The organism is Paenibacillus sp. R-74696 (genome assembly GCF_055814915.1).
Genome location: NZ_JBPULM010000030.1, coordinates 97755 through 111572 on the forward strand (window position 1 = coordinate 97755; position 13818 = coordinate 111572).

Annotated in this window: 14 protein-coding genes; 6 read left to right on the forward strand and 8 right to left on the reverse strand. The window is 49.8% G+C overall.

Annotated features, from left to right (window positions below; all coding sequences use genetic code 11):
* The first annotated feature begins 36 nt into the window (after nucleotides 1-36).
* From proC to ACSR9A_RS12170, 5 genes are all read left to right on the forward strand, one after another.
* On the forward strand, nucleotides 37-915 hold the full coding sequence (gene proC, locus ACSR9A_RS12150) for a pyrroline-5-carboxylate reductase (protein ID WP_473757474.1): 879 nt from the start codon (nucleotides 37-39) through the stop codon (nucleotides 913-915).
* On the forward strand, nucleotides 915-2135 hold the full coding sequence (locus ACSR9A_RS12155) for a 2,3-diketo-5-methylthiopentyl-1-phosphate enolase (protein WP_473757475.1): 1221 nt from the start codon (nucleotides 915-917) through the stop codon (nucleotides 2133-2135). Before proC ends, ACSR9A_RS12155 begins: the two co-directional genes overlap by 1 nt.
* Nucleotides 2132-2803, forward strand: coding sequence for a 2-hydroxy-3-keto-5-methylthiopentenyl-1-phosphate phosphatase (locus ACSR9A_RS12160; protein ID WP_473757476.1), 672 nt, complete (start codon nucleotides 2132-2134; stop codon nucleotides 2801-2803). The genes ACSR9A_RS12155 and ACSR9A_RS12160 overlap by 4 nt, the downstream gene beginning before the upstream one ends.
* On the forward strand, nucleotides 2803-3453 hold the full coding sequence (gene mtnB / locus ACSR9A_RS12165) for a methylthioribulose 1-phosphate dehydratase (RefSeq protein ID WP_341278110.1): 651 nt from the start codon (nucleotides 2803-2805) through the stop codon (nucleotides 3451-3453). Before ACSR9A_RS12160 ends, mtnB begins: the two co-directional genes overlap by 1 nt.
* A gap of 281 nt (nucleotides 3454-3734) precedes the next feature.
* Nucleotides 3735-4781 carry a MerR family transcriptional regulator gene (locus ACSR9A_RS12170; RefSeq protein WP_473757477.1) on the forward strand — a complete coding sequence of 349 codons (1047 nt, stop codon included), beginning with the start codon at nucleotides 3735-3737 and terminating at the stop codon, nucleotides 4779-4781.
* A gap of 27 nt (nucleotides 4782-4808) precedes the next feature.
* On the opposite strand, the gene ACSR9A_RS12175 is transcribed toward ACSR9A_RS12170, so the two are convergent.
* Complete coding sequence (locus ACSR9A_RS12175) at nucleotides 4809-5681, reverse strand: SDR family NAD(P)-dependent oxidoreductase (protein ID WP_473757478.1); 873 nt, start codon at nucleotides 5679-5681, stop codon at nucleotides 4809-4811.
* A 142-nt stretch (nucleotides 5682-5823) separates the two neighbouring features.
* On the opposite strand from ACSR9A_RS12175, the gene ACSR9A_RS12180 reads away from it, so the two are divergent.
* Nucleotides 5824-6288, forward strand: a complete 465-nt coding sequence (locus ACSR9A_RS12180) for a MarR family winged helix-turn-helix transcriptional regulator (RefSeq protein ID WP_473757479.1) — start codon at nucleotides 5824-5826, stop codon at nucleotides 6286-6288.
* Nucleotides 6289-6415: 127 nt separating this feature from the next.
* Here ACSR9A_RS12180 and argC read toward each other — a convergent pair whose 3' ends face one another.
* The 7 genes from argC to ACSR9A_RS12215 form a co-directional block, all read right to left on the reverse strand.
* On the reverse strand, nucleotides 6416-7369 hold the full coding sequence (argC, locus tag ACSR9A_RS12185; protein ID WP_473757480.1) for an N-acetyl-gamma-glutamyl-phosphate reductase: 954 nt from the start codon (nucleotides 7367-7369) through the stop codon (nucleotides 6416-6418).
* 233 nt (nucleotides 7370-7602) lie between these two features.
* Nucleotides 7603-8478, reverse strand: coding sequence for a sugar phosphate isomerase/epimerase family protein (locus ACSR9A_RS12190; RefSeq protein ID WP_473757481.1), 876 nt, complete (start codon nucleotides 8476-8478; stop codon nucleotides 7603-7605).
* Nucleotides 8479-8770: 292 nt separating this feature from the next.
* Nucleotides 8771-9460 carry a DnaD domain-containing protein gene (locus ACSR9A_RS12195; RefSeq protein ID WP_473757482.1) on the reverse strand — a complete coding sequence of 230 codons (690 nt, stop codon included), beginning with the start codon at nucleotides 9458-9460 and terminating at the stop codon, nucleotides 8771-8773.
* A 29-nt stretch (nucleotides 9461-9489) separates the two neighbouring features.
* The gene (locus ACSR9A_RS12200) at nucleotides 9490-10713 is read right to left on the reverse strand and encodes an acetate/propionate family kinase (protein WP_341278119.1); all 1224 of its coding nucleotides are present in this window, start codon (nucleotides 10711-10713) and stop codon (nucleotides 9490-9492) included.
* A complete protein-coding gene (locus ACSR9A_RS12205; protein ID WP_473757483.1) occupies nucleotides 10713-11585 on the reverse strand; it encodes a 3-hydroxyacyl-CoA dehydrogenase family protein in 873 nt (290 codons plus the stop codon). The genes ACSR9A_RS12200 and ACSR9A_RS12205 overlap by 1 nt, the downstream gene beginning before the upstream one ends.
* A 155-nt stretch (nucleotides 11586-11740) precedes the next feature.
* Nucleotides 11741-13240 (reverse strand): AAA family ATPase, encoded by a 1500-nt coding sequence (locus ACSR9A_RS12210; RefSeq protein ID WP_473757484.1) that lies wholly within the window; start codon nucleotides 13238-13240, stop codon nucleotides 11741-11743.
* Nucleotides 13233-13775, reverse strand: coding sequence for a hypothetical protein (locus tag ACSR9A_RS12215; protein WP_473757485.1), 543 nt, complete (start codon nucleotides 13773-13775; stop codon nucleotides 13233-13235). The genes ACSR9A_RS12210 and ACSR9A_RS12215 overlap by 8 nt, the downstream gene beginning before the upstream one ends.
* Nucleotides 13776-13818 lie beyond the last annotated feature (43 nt).

The following is a 13818-nucleotide window of genomic DNA, read 5'->3' on the forward strand; positions in this document are numbered from 1 at the left end:
TCCCTTTACGATTTCAAAATACTGGAGGAAACCGTTATGCCAATAGATACAGACACCAAGACGAGTGATCGTATTCAATCCCTGCAAATCGCGTTCTACGGCGCCGGCTCCATGGCAGAAGCCATCGCCCGCGGCATGATTAATCAGAAGCTGACCCAGCCGGGACGCATTGCGATGCTCAATCGGCAAAATGCTGATCGGCTCACCGAGCTTAATAGCCAGTATGGCGTTCAGACGATTTTGCAAGGCTCCTCGAACGAAGCGTTTCTGAAGGATGCCGACATTATTTTTCTCGCGATGAAGCCTAAGGATGCGGCTGAAGCAATTGCGGGCATTAAGCCTTTTATTTCGGAGCATCAGCTTATTATTTCGGTTATTGCCGGACTATCGATCGCGTCAATTGAGCTGCTGCTTGGCCGCAAGCTGTCCATTGTCCGCACAATGCCGAACACTTCCTGCACGATCGGGCTCGGCGTTACCGGCATTAGTTATTCCGCAGCGGTGACGAAGGAGCAGCAGCAGCTGGCGGAAGCTATTTTCCAATCTGTTGGCATAACCTCCGTTGTTGAGGAGAACTATCAGGACGTCATTACCGGCGTATCGGGCAGCGGCCCAGCTTACGTGTATTATTTTATGGAAGCGATGATTGATGCGGCAAAGGCAATGGGCCTTAGCGAAACGGCTGCCAAGGAGCTTGTCACCCAGACGGTGCTTGGTGCTGCAGAGATGGTACGCGCAACTGGCGAGGAGCCTGCCGAATTGAGACGCAAAGTGACATCCCCGAACGGAACGACGCAAGCAGCGCTTGAGGTAATGAGCCAGAAAGGCTTAGCCGAGACAATTGCCAGCGGCATGAAGCGTTCCGCCGAGCGCGCAGCCGAAATCGGAGCCGATATTGAGAGGAGCTTGAAATAATGAGTGAATTTTGCATTGCTACCTATCGCAGCTTTGACGATAAAGCAGATTTTGATAAAAAAGCGTTATCCATCGCCGTCGGCCTGACGGTTGGAAGCTGGACCGACCTGCCAGAGGCCCGCAAATCCGAAATGGAGAAGCATCTCGGCAAAGTATTGTCCGTTGAGGTGCATGAAGGCGGAGAAGGCAATCGCTTCGCTGATATTCGCATTGCTTATCCAGATATTAATTTCAGCCGTGATATCCCTGCCCTGCTCGTTACAATTTTCGGCAAGCTGTCGATGGACGGTCGCATTAAGCTGATTGATATTGAGGTTTCACAGTCGTTCGGCTCTGCTTTCCCGGGTCCGAAGTTTGGCCTGCAGGGCGTTCGGGACCTGCTCGGCGTACAGGAGCGCCCGCTGCTGATGAGCATTTTCAAATCCGTGGTCGGACATGATCTGGCCAACTTGCAGGAGCAGTTTTATAAGCAGGCGCTTGGCGGCGTGGATCTGATTAAAGATGATGAAATTTTGTTTGAAAATCCGCTGACCCCGCTGGAAAAACGCGTTGAGGCTTGTATGGAAGCTGCCGAGTGCGCCCAGCAGGAAACAGGACAAAAGCTGCTTTATGCCGTCAATTTGACTGGACCTACTTCGCAGCTAGCTTCTCAGGCGCGCAAAGCAATTGCTGCTGGCGCTAACGCCCTGCTTTTTAATGTGCTGGCATATGGCTACGATGTGCTGCATGAGTTGAGCAAGGATGCATCTATCAATGTCCCTATTGCTGCACATCCGGCTATGGCGGGCGCGATGTATCCCTCACCGCACTATGGCATTGGCGCATCCGTGCTGCTAGGCAAGCTTATGCGCCTTGCGGGAGCTGATCTCGTGCTGTTCCCTTCTCCTTACGGCTCGGTCGTCATGCCGAAGGAAGAAAATCTCGCAGTCAAGGATGCGCTGCTGGCACCATCTAGCGGGCTGCTTACCAGCTTTCCGGTTCCATCCGCAGGCATTCATCCGGGCCTTGTTCCACTTATTTTGCGCGACTTCGGCACCGAGGTCGTTGTCAACGCAGGCGGCGGCATTCACGGCCATCCAATGGGCACTGCTGCTGGCGGACAAGCCTTCCGCCTGGCGATTGATGCGGCGATGAACGGCGTTCATCTGCGCGAAGCTGCCGCGGCTCCTGGCGGCGAAGCGCTGCAAGCTGCCATTGACGCTTGGGGGATTAAAGAATGACAGCAGCAAAAAAACGCATCATTTTCTGCGATTTTGACGGAACGATTACAATAAACGATAATATTATTGCGATTATCCGCCATTTTAACCCGCCAGGGTGGGAGCCCATTGTGGAGCAGACGATTTCGCAGCAAATTTCGATCCGTGAAGGGGTTGGCCAGCTGTTTCGCCTCCTCCCCTCCTCGATAATGAGCGAGGTTGTTCATTTCGGCATTACGAATGCGCGAATTCGCGAAGGCTTTGGCGATCTCCTCTCCTACTGCCGGAAAAATGATATTGAATTTTATGTAACAAGCGGCGGCATTGACTTTTTCGTCTATCCGGTGCTTGAGCCATTCGATATTCCGCAGGATCATATTTATTGCAATGGCCACGATTTTAGCGGCCCTAATATTGAAATTACATGGCCGCATCCTTGTGACGGACAGTGCAGCAACGCATGCGGCATGTGCAAAACGACCATTATGCGACGTTTTCCCGCTGAGCAATATGAACGTATTGTCATTGGCGACAGCGTGACGGACTTTGAAGGCGCAAAGCTGGCGGATACGGTATTTTCCCGCTCGCACCTGACGACGAAATGCCAAGAGCTTGGCCTGCCTCATTCCGAATATGAGACGTTCCATGATATTATTCGCGTGCTTGACAAGGGAAAGGATGAATCGTAATGACATTTGAGCAAATTACAACGGAGCAGAAGCAGAAAGCGCTGGCTGATCTGCGTGAAGTGAAGGAACTGTTCGCCTCGCGCGGCTGGTTCCCTGGCACGAGCGGCAATCTGTCGGTACGCGTCGGCGATTTCGACCCCGAGCAGTTCCATTTTGCCATTACGGCAAGCGGCAAGGATAAAACGGTTCATACACCGGAAGACTACTTATTCGTCGATAAAGAAGGCAAAGCTGTCGAAGCGACGAAGCTGAAGCCTTCAGCAGAAACGCTGATCCACTGCGAAATTTATCGCCAGACGGGCGCAGGCGCTATTTTTCATGTGCATACCGTCTTTAACAGCGTCATCTCGGAATGGTTCTGGGATCGCAAGTCCGTGCCGGTCGATGGTGTCGAGCTGATTAAGGCGTTCAATATTTGGGACGAGGAAGCACATATCGACATTCCGATCGTGTCCAACTTCGCCAACATACCGCAAATCGTTCCCGAGGTGACTCAGCGCCTGCAGCCGGAAATTCCCGGCATTTTGCTGCGCAAGCATGGCATTTACGCCTGGGGAGCAAATCCGTTTGAAGCGAAGCGCCATTTGGAGGCGTTTGAGTTCATATTTGAATATGTATATCGCTGGGAGCTGTTGAACGGCCGCAAATAATGTGCCGCTTCAATCGCAAACTATATAAAGATTAAGAAGAATAAGAGCTGTCTCGATGCACAACGGTGCAGAGGCGGCTCTTTTTTCAAGGGATACTCAGGCGACACTATGTATCAGTATCCAAGGTGAAACGGCCTTTGCCGTCCTATGGCGGCAAAGCTACCGTTTCGAGGGTGGAATACAGAGAAAGGATAGAAAAATCATATACTTTCCTATATTTAAAAAAATGCTTGACCTTTACGTTAGGGAAAGGTTCATGCTTTAGTAAAGGAGGAATCGTTGTGAAGGTATTTGAAGCCGCACGATTGCTTGGCACAACTCCGCGTACGCTGCGGTTTTACGAGGAAAAAGGGCTCGTTTCGCCAACGAAAGCGCGAGAAAACGGCTATCGCCTGTATAGCGAGGCAGATATGGAGCGTCTGCGGTGGATTATTGCGCTGCGTGAGCTGGGCATGCCGCTGGCTGTCATCGGCGAGGTGCTGCAAACGGTACAACAGCATGATGATTTTCTGCGATTAGCCGATCGTGCGCGGGCTCTACTGTATGAGGAATGGGTCATAACGGGTCAAAAGCTGCAGGCGCTTGATGATACGATTGCCATATGGCGGCGTCAGGCACAGCCTGAGCTTAGCACAGCTGAGGACGTGGCGGATATGATGAAGCACTCCCGCTCCGAGCGAAGAAGCTGGAATGACCGCTGGGATTATGATCGTCTGGCGCTGGAGCATGGCGAAGCGGCCCCAATGGCCGCATTAGCAAAGGTACTGACCCCTTCTGGCTATGAACAAGCGCTTATGAAAACGCTGGAATGGATTGACCCGATTGCGGGCGAGTGCGGCGCCGAACTTGGGGCCGGAACCGGCAATCTGTCAGTCAAGCTCGCCGAGGCGGGCGTATACTTAACAGCTATTGAGCAATCGGCGCAAATGCTCAGCATTTTGCGCGGGCGTCTGCCGCATGTGGAAGCAAAGCTCGGCAACCTGCTCACCCTGCCGCTACCGGACCGCGTATGCTCCTTCATCGCTTGCAGCTTTGCGATGCATCATTTGAATGGCTCCCAGCAGCTGCTGGCTCTGGCTGAGATGGACCGCATTTTGCTGCCGGGAGGACGACTGGCTATTACCGATCTAAGCCTCGATAACGAAGAGGGAGCAGGCTTATCTAATTCTGCTCCTGCTCCTGCTGCTGTTAGGAAGCCACTTGCTGTCCCTATCGAGCCGTTACACTTGCATGAGCTTCAAGAATGGCTCAAGTCGCACCGCTACTCCATCGTCGTGGAGCAGTTAGATACCGCCGCTGTTATGCTTTTTGCGGTAAAATCGGAGTAGTCATCATACACCTGCTTAAACCTATGATTAAATCCATTTCCTATGCTGCAGCAATCGCTGCGTCTCCATCCACAGCTTAGACAGCATTGCCTTATCGCCGCCAGGATGCACAGGAAGAATGGATTTGCCTGTCCCAACGTTATAATACCCGCCAGTGACTCCTCCATACTGCGGGTCAATCGCTAAACGGGTAATAATCTCGGCACCTTTGCGCGGATCTCCAATTCGCAGCCCTTTTAATATTCGTTCAAGCATCGGGGCAAACCAAAGCTCGCGTCCAAGCCCTGTTACATTAAATCCTGGATTGAGCGCATGAACAGCTACGCCGGTGCCAGATAATTGACGGGAAAGCTCCCCGGTAAACATAATATTCAACAGCTTTGTTTTTCCATAGATGGCTGACGAGCCCCTTGCTGTAAAATCAGCTGTATCCATTAAATCTTCTGGCAGCGCCAGCACCCCATGATTGCGGGATGCCTCTGATGCCACATTGACAACTCTCGCTTGGCTAGAAGCCTTGAGCGACGGCAGCAAAATCAACGTCAATAGCCATGGCGCCAAATAGTTGACGGCCATCATTTCCGAGAAACCCTCGGAGGTGATCCGCTGCGTAAAAGCATGCAGACCCGCATTATTCACGAGCACATCGATTTGGGCATAGGCTGACTGGATTTCTTCCCCTATTCTTTTCACATCCGCCATGATAGATAAGTCTCCGTAAAAGAAGACAACTTCCGAATGAGGCGCTGCCTCATTAATCCTTCTGGCTGTTTCCTCCGCTCGTTCCCTGCTTCTAGCGGTTAATACAAGCTTCATGCCTCGCTTGGCTAAATCAATTGCGGCAATCTGACCAATACCGCTGGTCGCTCCTGTAATGACAGCCACTGAATTTGTATTCATACGTTTCTCCTGTTTATCTTGAATTTTTTTGACACTCCATATGCAAAATCATATAATTGACATAAATCAACTATATGATTTTATTTGATATATGTCAATTATATTCGAATGTAAATCTATGGAGCCAACGGAGATGTTTATAATGAATAATAATCAATCAGAGCAGCTTCCACCAAGAACACAGCTTGAATTAAAGCTTGGTGAACAGCTTAATGCGCTTATTAGCGCCTCGCACGCCTTGAATGTCAGAGCTGCTGCGCGGTTTGATTCCACCTTGCAGCCCGCCGCTTTTTTAATTGTACGGTGGCTCCTTTCTTATGGGACAACCAGCGCCACAGCTTTAGCCGAAGCAACAGCTATGGACCGAAGCTCCGTTACCCGCTTGGTCAACCAGCTTAAACGTCTTCAATATGTACAAAGCGAGCCCACTCCCGAGGATCGCCGCGGCGTGCGCTTATCCTTGACCCAGCTTGGACGGGAGCGAGCTTTGGATGCCCTGAAGGAAAAAGAATCCGCCTTCTATGCCAGCATTTCACAATGGGATGATGCCTCGCTGAAGCAATTCACCGCAATGCTCCAGAACTTTAATAGCCATAATTTGAAGTAGTAAATGGACGAGAAAATAGGCCAACCAATCATTTCTGGTTGACCTCTCACAAAAATAAAGCCCTATTCTGCCGTTTTTTATAAAACTAGCGTTATCTGCAAGCGGATAACGCTTTGTATCAACTGATTTAGTTCACCAGGCTATTACCTTCATCCAATCCAAGCATGATATTCATGTTTTGTACGGCAGCACCTGATGCACCCTTGCCTAAATTATCGTATCTGGAAATAATATTTACCTTGCCCTCTTGTCCAAAAACAAAAATTTCCAGTCGATTTGTATGATTACACTCAGAAATCATGAAGCAGCCTTCATCAAGATATGCTTCTGAATCATATGGCATCACATGAACAAAACGCTCCGATTCAAAATACGCTGATAATACTTCATGTACATCTTTTGCAGAAGCATTTTTGGACAAAATCCTGCTCATTAAGGGGACTGACATGGCTATTCCTTGTGCATAATTAGCTTTTATGGGCGTAAATAATGGCTCATATGAAAGTCCTGAATACATCAGCATCTCAGGTATGTGCTTATGATTGTGGTGAAGCGCATAATGTCTTGGAACATGGAGTTTTCTTTCAGCAATTAACGCTGAATTTTCATATTCCTCTATCCCGCTTTTGCCAGCTCCAGAGTAGCCTGTCACAGAATAACACGTAACAGGATAATCTTTTGGGAGAATGCCTGCTTCAATTAGCGGTTTAATCGTCAGAATAAAGCCAGTTGCATGACAACCAGGAACGGAGACTCTCGATGCGGACTGTATGAATTCTCTTTGATTTTTCAACTCAGGCAATCCATATATCCAATTTTTATCCGTTCTAAAGGCAGTGCTGGTATTTATGATTCTTGTTTTTTCATTTTTCACTAGCGCAATGGATTCTTTTGCAGCTGAATCGGGCAGACATAGAAAAACGATATCTGCATCATTAAGGAATTTACTTCGTTCTTCAGGATCTTTTCTTTTGTCGGAATCAATCCTGCGAAATTCAATGTCCGATCGTTTTGACAGATACTCATAGATCTTCAAGCCTGTCGAGCCTTCTTGTCCATCAACAAATACTTTATATTTCATAAAACTCCCCCTGAATATGAATATTAATTCTACACAATGAATAATTATACATAATTCCATCACTTTAATCAAATTCCATTTACAGATTCAAGGCAAGGGAAACGGTCTACTATTAGGCCATTTAATTGCATACAGCCCAAACAACCTCTCCATGACTTAAAGGAGAGGTTGGCTGATGAAGAGATGATGGGATGCTTGGCGGCCTTTGCGCAATCAGGCTAATTTTCAGCTCGTTAGCGGTATCGTTTAATAAACTCGACAGCTTTGCGAATATCCGCCTCTGGCTGCGAGCCAACCTCTCGCTCGATTGTCAAATAGCCCTTATACCCAATCGTTTGAATCATGTTAAAATAAGCAGTGAAATTTACGCTGCCCTCGCCAAGCGGCAGCTCTGAAAAATCCGGACCTTCGGACGCCATTTGCGCGATTTGCCCATGATCCATTTTTTCATAGCCTAGCGCTCCATATACTTGCCGGGGGTCCACAATCCGGTGGCGGACGCCATCCTTCACATGCGTATGCACAACATAATCCCTCAATATATACAGCCCATTCACAGGATCATCTCCCGTGACCATGACCATATTCGCCGGGTCAAAATTAACCGAAACGCCGCGAGAGCCTAGCGTATCAAGAAATGCTTTCAACTGCGCTGCTGTTTCCGGGCCCGTCTCAATCGCAAAATACGCCTGCTGACTAGTTGCATAATTCGCCAGCTCCTCACACGCCTGCTGCATGGAAGCGTAAACTTCGCTGTTCGGATCATCCGGTACGATGCCAATATGGGTCGTGACAATGTTCGTTCCCAGTTCAACCGCTAAATCCAGAATGCGCTTGGATTTTTCGATTTTCAACGGATTGGCTCGTTTATCTTGAAATCCATGCCCACCTAAGTCGCCGCATAACGCCGATATTTCAAGACCAAGCTGAGCAACTTCCTCCTTGAGCTGCTTGCGCTTGGATCCTGTCAGTACTGCAGGATCCATTTCCCCATCTACTGCATATATTTGCACGCCCTCCGCTCCAACATCCTTCGCCAAACGCAGGCCTTCGCTCACGCCGACGCCAAAGCTATCGACAATTACGCCAATTTTATTTGCAAGCTGCATGCTTTACTCATCTCCTTTAATCATGCTCCCCCTTACATTCGCTTTCTACTATCGTTGTTCCTACCGTTTTATAAAAAAGGATGCAGTTACACGCAATCAACACACTTCAGCCGTTTTTACAATCCTTATTCCACTAGAGTGAATAGCAGCTGAAATTCTGCTCGAGCTCATTTAGCCAGCATCCAAAAAGTCAAAAAAACGGCCGCCACCTATTAAGGATGACGGCCGCTGCTATAATTAACCCGTAATACTCATTGGCTCACTGACAAAAATAACAAGACGCGCCGTGCCCCTATCCCCTGCCGCCGCGAAAACGCTGCGCATGGGCGCGGGCTTCATCCTCGTTCGTCACACGATTGCGGCTCCACTCGATTAAGATGCGGTCAATGTAGCGGAAGCTCAGCTTCCCAGCAAATACCGCTTCCTTAAGCGCAAAGCGAATAAGCTCTTCCGCATATTTATCCTCATCCATCCATCCGCTGATGGTTTCGCATTCGATTGGCGACAGCAGCCGGCCAAACTCCTGCTCGAAAATATTAAACAGATTGACCGGATTTGCTACCCGCTGCACCGGCTGGCGCTGCGCTTTCTCCGCTTTTTTCGACTCGCGTTTTTCCAGAGCCGCCCATTCGGCTGCCTTAAGCAGCCAGCCGCTCCAGTTATACTGCTCGGATTGGATGCCTGTTTGGGAGTCCAGATGCTCATCAATCGCTAGAAAGCCTTCTTTCATCAGCTTTCCAAGCTGCTCGACGATACTGCGCTCGCTTGCGTCCATACGCTCCGCCAGCTCGTCTGGCGTCGGGAAGCCATTTCCCTCCACATCCCGAAATGCCTTAAGCTGCAGCAGCAGCAGCAGCTCGCTATCCGTCAGCCCAAGCTGCCGATAAGAACGCAGCAGCACGGCGTAAATGTGCACACCGCCCTCCTCCATTACAGCCGCCATACCGCGCGAATAAGCTTTCCAGATGTCATCATTGCTCACTGCTTGCCCGCCTTTCCATTAAAACCTACTTAAACGTTTGCTGCACCCGCTGCCTGAGCCTGTACCAGTGTGTACGTATCGCGAGCAATCAACAGCTCTTCATTCGTAGGAACTACCAGTACCTTCACGCGCGAAGCGTCTGTCGAAATAACCCGCGCATCCTTGCTGCGCTTTGCATTTTTCTCTTCATCCAGTTCAATGCCGAGGAAGGTAATGCCATCGCATACCGCTTTGCGCAATGCCGAAGAGTTTTCGCCAACGCCGGCCGTAAACAACAGAACGTCAATGCCGTTCATCGCAGCCGCGTACGCGCCAATATATTTACGAACGCGATACGTATACATATCAAAAGCAAGCTTCGCATTGCGATCGCCTTCCTCCATCGCCTCCGTTACTTCGCGCATATCGCTGCTAATGCCAGAAATCGCCAGCATGCCGCTATGCTTATTCAGCATGGAATTCACTTCGCTAAGTGTCAGCTCTTCTTTATTCATGACGAAAGGAACGATCGCCGGATCAAGGTCACCACTGCGTGTACCCATCATCAAACCTTCAAGCGGGGTCATGCCCATGCTTGTATCGAATGATTTGCCATCCAAAATCGCCGTACAGCTTGCGCCGTTGCCAATATGAGCCGTAACCATTTTAAGCGACTCCAGCGGCTTTCCAAGCAGCTCTGCGCCTTGCTGGCTCACATATTGGTGAGATGTGCCGTGGAAGCCGTAACGGCGTACCTTGTGGCGACGGTACAGCACCTGAGGGATCGGATACAGATAAGAAGTGTTCGGCATCGACTGGTGGAACGCTGTATCGAATACTACAGCCTGTGGAACACCCGGCATATTTGCTTCAACCGCAGTAATCCCCATCATATGGGCCGGATTATGCAGTGGTGCCAAATCAAACAAGCGGCGAATTTCAAGCTTAACTTCAGTTGTAACAAGCGTAGAGCTGTTGAATACTTCCCCGCCGTGCACAACGCGGTGGCCGACCGCCTCTATTTCATCCATTGTCGCGACTGCGCCATGTTCTGGATGAGTCAGCATGTCAATAACCTTTTTAACTGCCGTCACATGGTCCAAAATTTCGCTCACATCGCGCACTTCCGGCTTGTCTGCTGGTTCATGCGTCACGATGGAGGAGTCCATCCCGATTCGTTCAACCCGGCCGCTAGCCAGCACCGATTCATCGCGCATGTCGTAAAGCTGATATTTCAGAGAAGAGCTTCCTGCATTAATAACGAGTACTTTCATTAGATCCGATCCCCTTCCTTGTCATATTTGAAAAAGCCAACGCCAGTTTTTGCACCCAGCTGACCAGCACGCACCATTTTTTTTAAGACGATGGAAGGGCGGTATTTGAGCTCGCCATATTCACGGAACATCCGGTCCAGTGCCGCAAGCACGGAATCGAGGCCGAAGCGGTCCGCCATCTCGAATGGACCATGCTGGAAGGAATAGCCGACACGCATCGCGCTGTCGATGTCTTCCGCAGAAGCGACACCTTCCTCCAATACGTGCAGAGCTTCGTTTATGAACAAGCAAATAAGGCGGGATGTTACGAATCCAGGGGATTCAAATACCATGACGCCTTTTTTATGAATAATTTCTTCAACGAAATGTTTGGTGCTTGTGAAGGTATCTTCGCTCGTTTTAAGACCACGGACAATTTCCACCAAATCGATTTTCAACACCGGATAGATGAAATGAAGCCCGATAACCCGCTCCGGATGTGCAGAGGCGCTAGCCAGTTCTGTCAAGCTGAGTGTGGACGTATTGCTCGCCAAAATAATTTCAGCGCCGCAAATGTCATCGATTTGGCTAATGACCGCCTTCTTGCTTTCCAGATCCTCCGTAATCGTCTCAATGACCAGCTCACATTCGGCCAGTGCATCATAGGACAGGGTCATATGAATACGATTCATAATCAATTTCTTCTCGGCCTGCGTCAAAGCCCATTTCTCGATCTGCTTGTCCAGGCTAAGCTCAATCATTTGCCTGCCATATGTCAATCTTTCTTCCGAAATCTCGATTAAATGAACGTCCAGCCCTTTCGAGGCCAACATTTCGGCAATGCCCTGGCCCATTGTACCTGCGCCAACTACGCCAACTTTTTTAATAGACATGATTCTCTCCTTGTCGTTTCCCTACACCATGTAAATGAGAAACATTCTCTTTATAGTTATGTTCAATGTTTATTATAACGGTTTTCTGAAAAAAAAGAAGACAGACATGTCGTCTGCCTTCAAATTGTAATAAATTGAGGGGTTTTCATGCTGTATTATGATGCGCTATGTGACAACTTCTTAAGCAATTCACGAAACTCGGCGCCGCTGAGCGTTTCTTCACGGATCAGAACATCTAGCGCGTCCAGAAAAACCTGGCGCTTCGGTGCCAGCATTGCAATCGTCTTGCCCATTAAATCGTCAAGGATGGAGCGATTGATTTTCGCCCATGCATCAGGCGTCATCATTTCGGGATGAATAATGCCTAGCTCCGTTAAGCCCGACTCGACAAGTGTGCGGACAATGTTCATCGCCTGGTCAAAGTCGCCACGCGACCCTGTGCTGCGATTTCCGTAGAAGATTTCCTCGGCCGCCGCCCCGCCAAGCGCAATCATAATTTGCCCATTTAGAAAATCCCTTGTGTATAAATAACGGTCCTGCTCTGGATTATGACGCACATAGCCTAGCGCCTGACCACGTGGAGACAAGGCAACCTGAGATACACTGCCCGGGCGGAGCAGCTCAGCTGAAATCGCATGGCCGAGCTCATGCAGCGCCACACGCTCGCGCTCCTCCTTCGTCGCCTCGCGGTCCGTCTTCTCGCCCATCATGACCTTGTCTATCGCCATAGCCAGATGCTGCTCTTCAATGACCTCGCTTTGCTCCCGCATCGCATAAATCGCACCTTCGTTCATGACACTCTCCAGTTGGGCACCGGAAAAGCCAAACGACTCGGCCGCTACCTTCTCCAGCTCAACCGTCTCGGCAAGCGGCTTATTGGCCGCATGAATATTCAATATTTGCTGGCGCGCTTTTTTGTCCGGCAGCTCTACCCCAATATGGCGGTCGAACCGTCCGGGCCTAAGCAGGGCGCTGTCGAGCATTTCTTTACGGTTCGTTGCTGCAATAATGAGCAGCCGCGGCGCCGTATCCGCATGAATACCGTCCATTTCCGTGAGCAGTTGATTGAGCGTTTGATCATATTCCCGATGCTGCCCGCCATCGCGCTTGCCCCCGATAACCTCGATCTCATCGATAAAAATAACGGCGCTTTCCTTGCCCGCTTTCTTCGCCTTCGTCCGGGCTTCTTTGAATAAGTCGCGTATCCGGCCAGCGCCGACGCCGACGTACATCTCTACAAATTCACTGCCGGAGGCAGCCAGATAAATTGAGTCGGTATATTGCGCTGCGGCTTTCGCCATTAGCGTCTTCCCAGTTCCCGGAGGTCCCGTCAGCAAAATCCCCTTCAAGGGCCGAATGCCCAGCTTGCTCAGTTCCTCATGTCGGACGAGAAAATCAAGCGCCTCGATCAACTCCTGCTTGGCCCGCTCCTGTCCGCCGATTTGCTCAAAGGAAAAGGGAACGCTGCTTGACACCTTCCGCCGCTTCGTTCCGGAAGCATGTGCGAATTTGCCTCTGCCAGTCGCTAAATACACGACAGCAGCTGCGATAATGACAAGCAGTACGAAAGGCATTAAATTCACATTTACAAATAAAAGAAAGGCAATGAATACCGGAACAAAGCCAATCGCCATTTCGATGCCGTATTTACGCATAACTGGACACCTCCAGCTGCGGGGCAACGCGCGGAAGGATGATATACTTCGTTGCCGTGCCATCTTTCAGCGTAATATAGACATTGCTATCATCGATATCGGTAATGGCCTCCACACCCGAATGTTCATCTGCCAAAGCTTTAAGTGCCTCCGGAATAGCAGAATAGTTTTTGTGCTCCATCGCTTCGGCCACTTTGAATAAAGACGATGACCACAGCTGATCCAGCTTCGCATTCGAGTCGGTATTCGCAATATCGAGCTGAATGTCGCGGCTCTGGGCGACAGATTTGCTTTGCTCGACTATCGTTTCATATACATGCTTTAAATCCGCTCCGGCTGTAAGCGTCAGCGGGAAAGTAATACGGTCCGTATCCATAATAGGTGTGTCGGATGAAGCAATGCCTTCTATTTGATCAACCGCCTTGGCAAGCGGAGCTGCGAATGCAACCTGATGATAAATGAGCCAGCCTCCAAACAAAACGAGGGCGGACGCAGCAGCTGTTAGCAAAATCGGCATGATCCTGAGTTTGAACATCGTAAAAATCCCCCTCTCAAAATGACGGTGATATACCAAACGC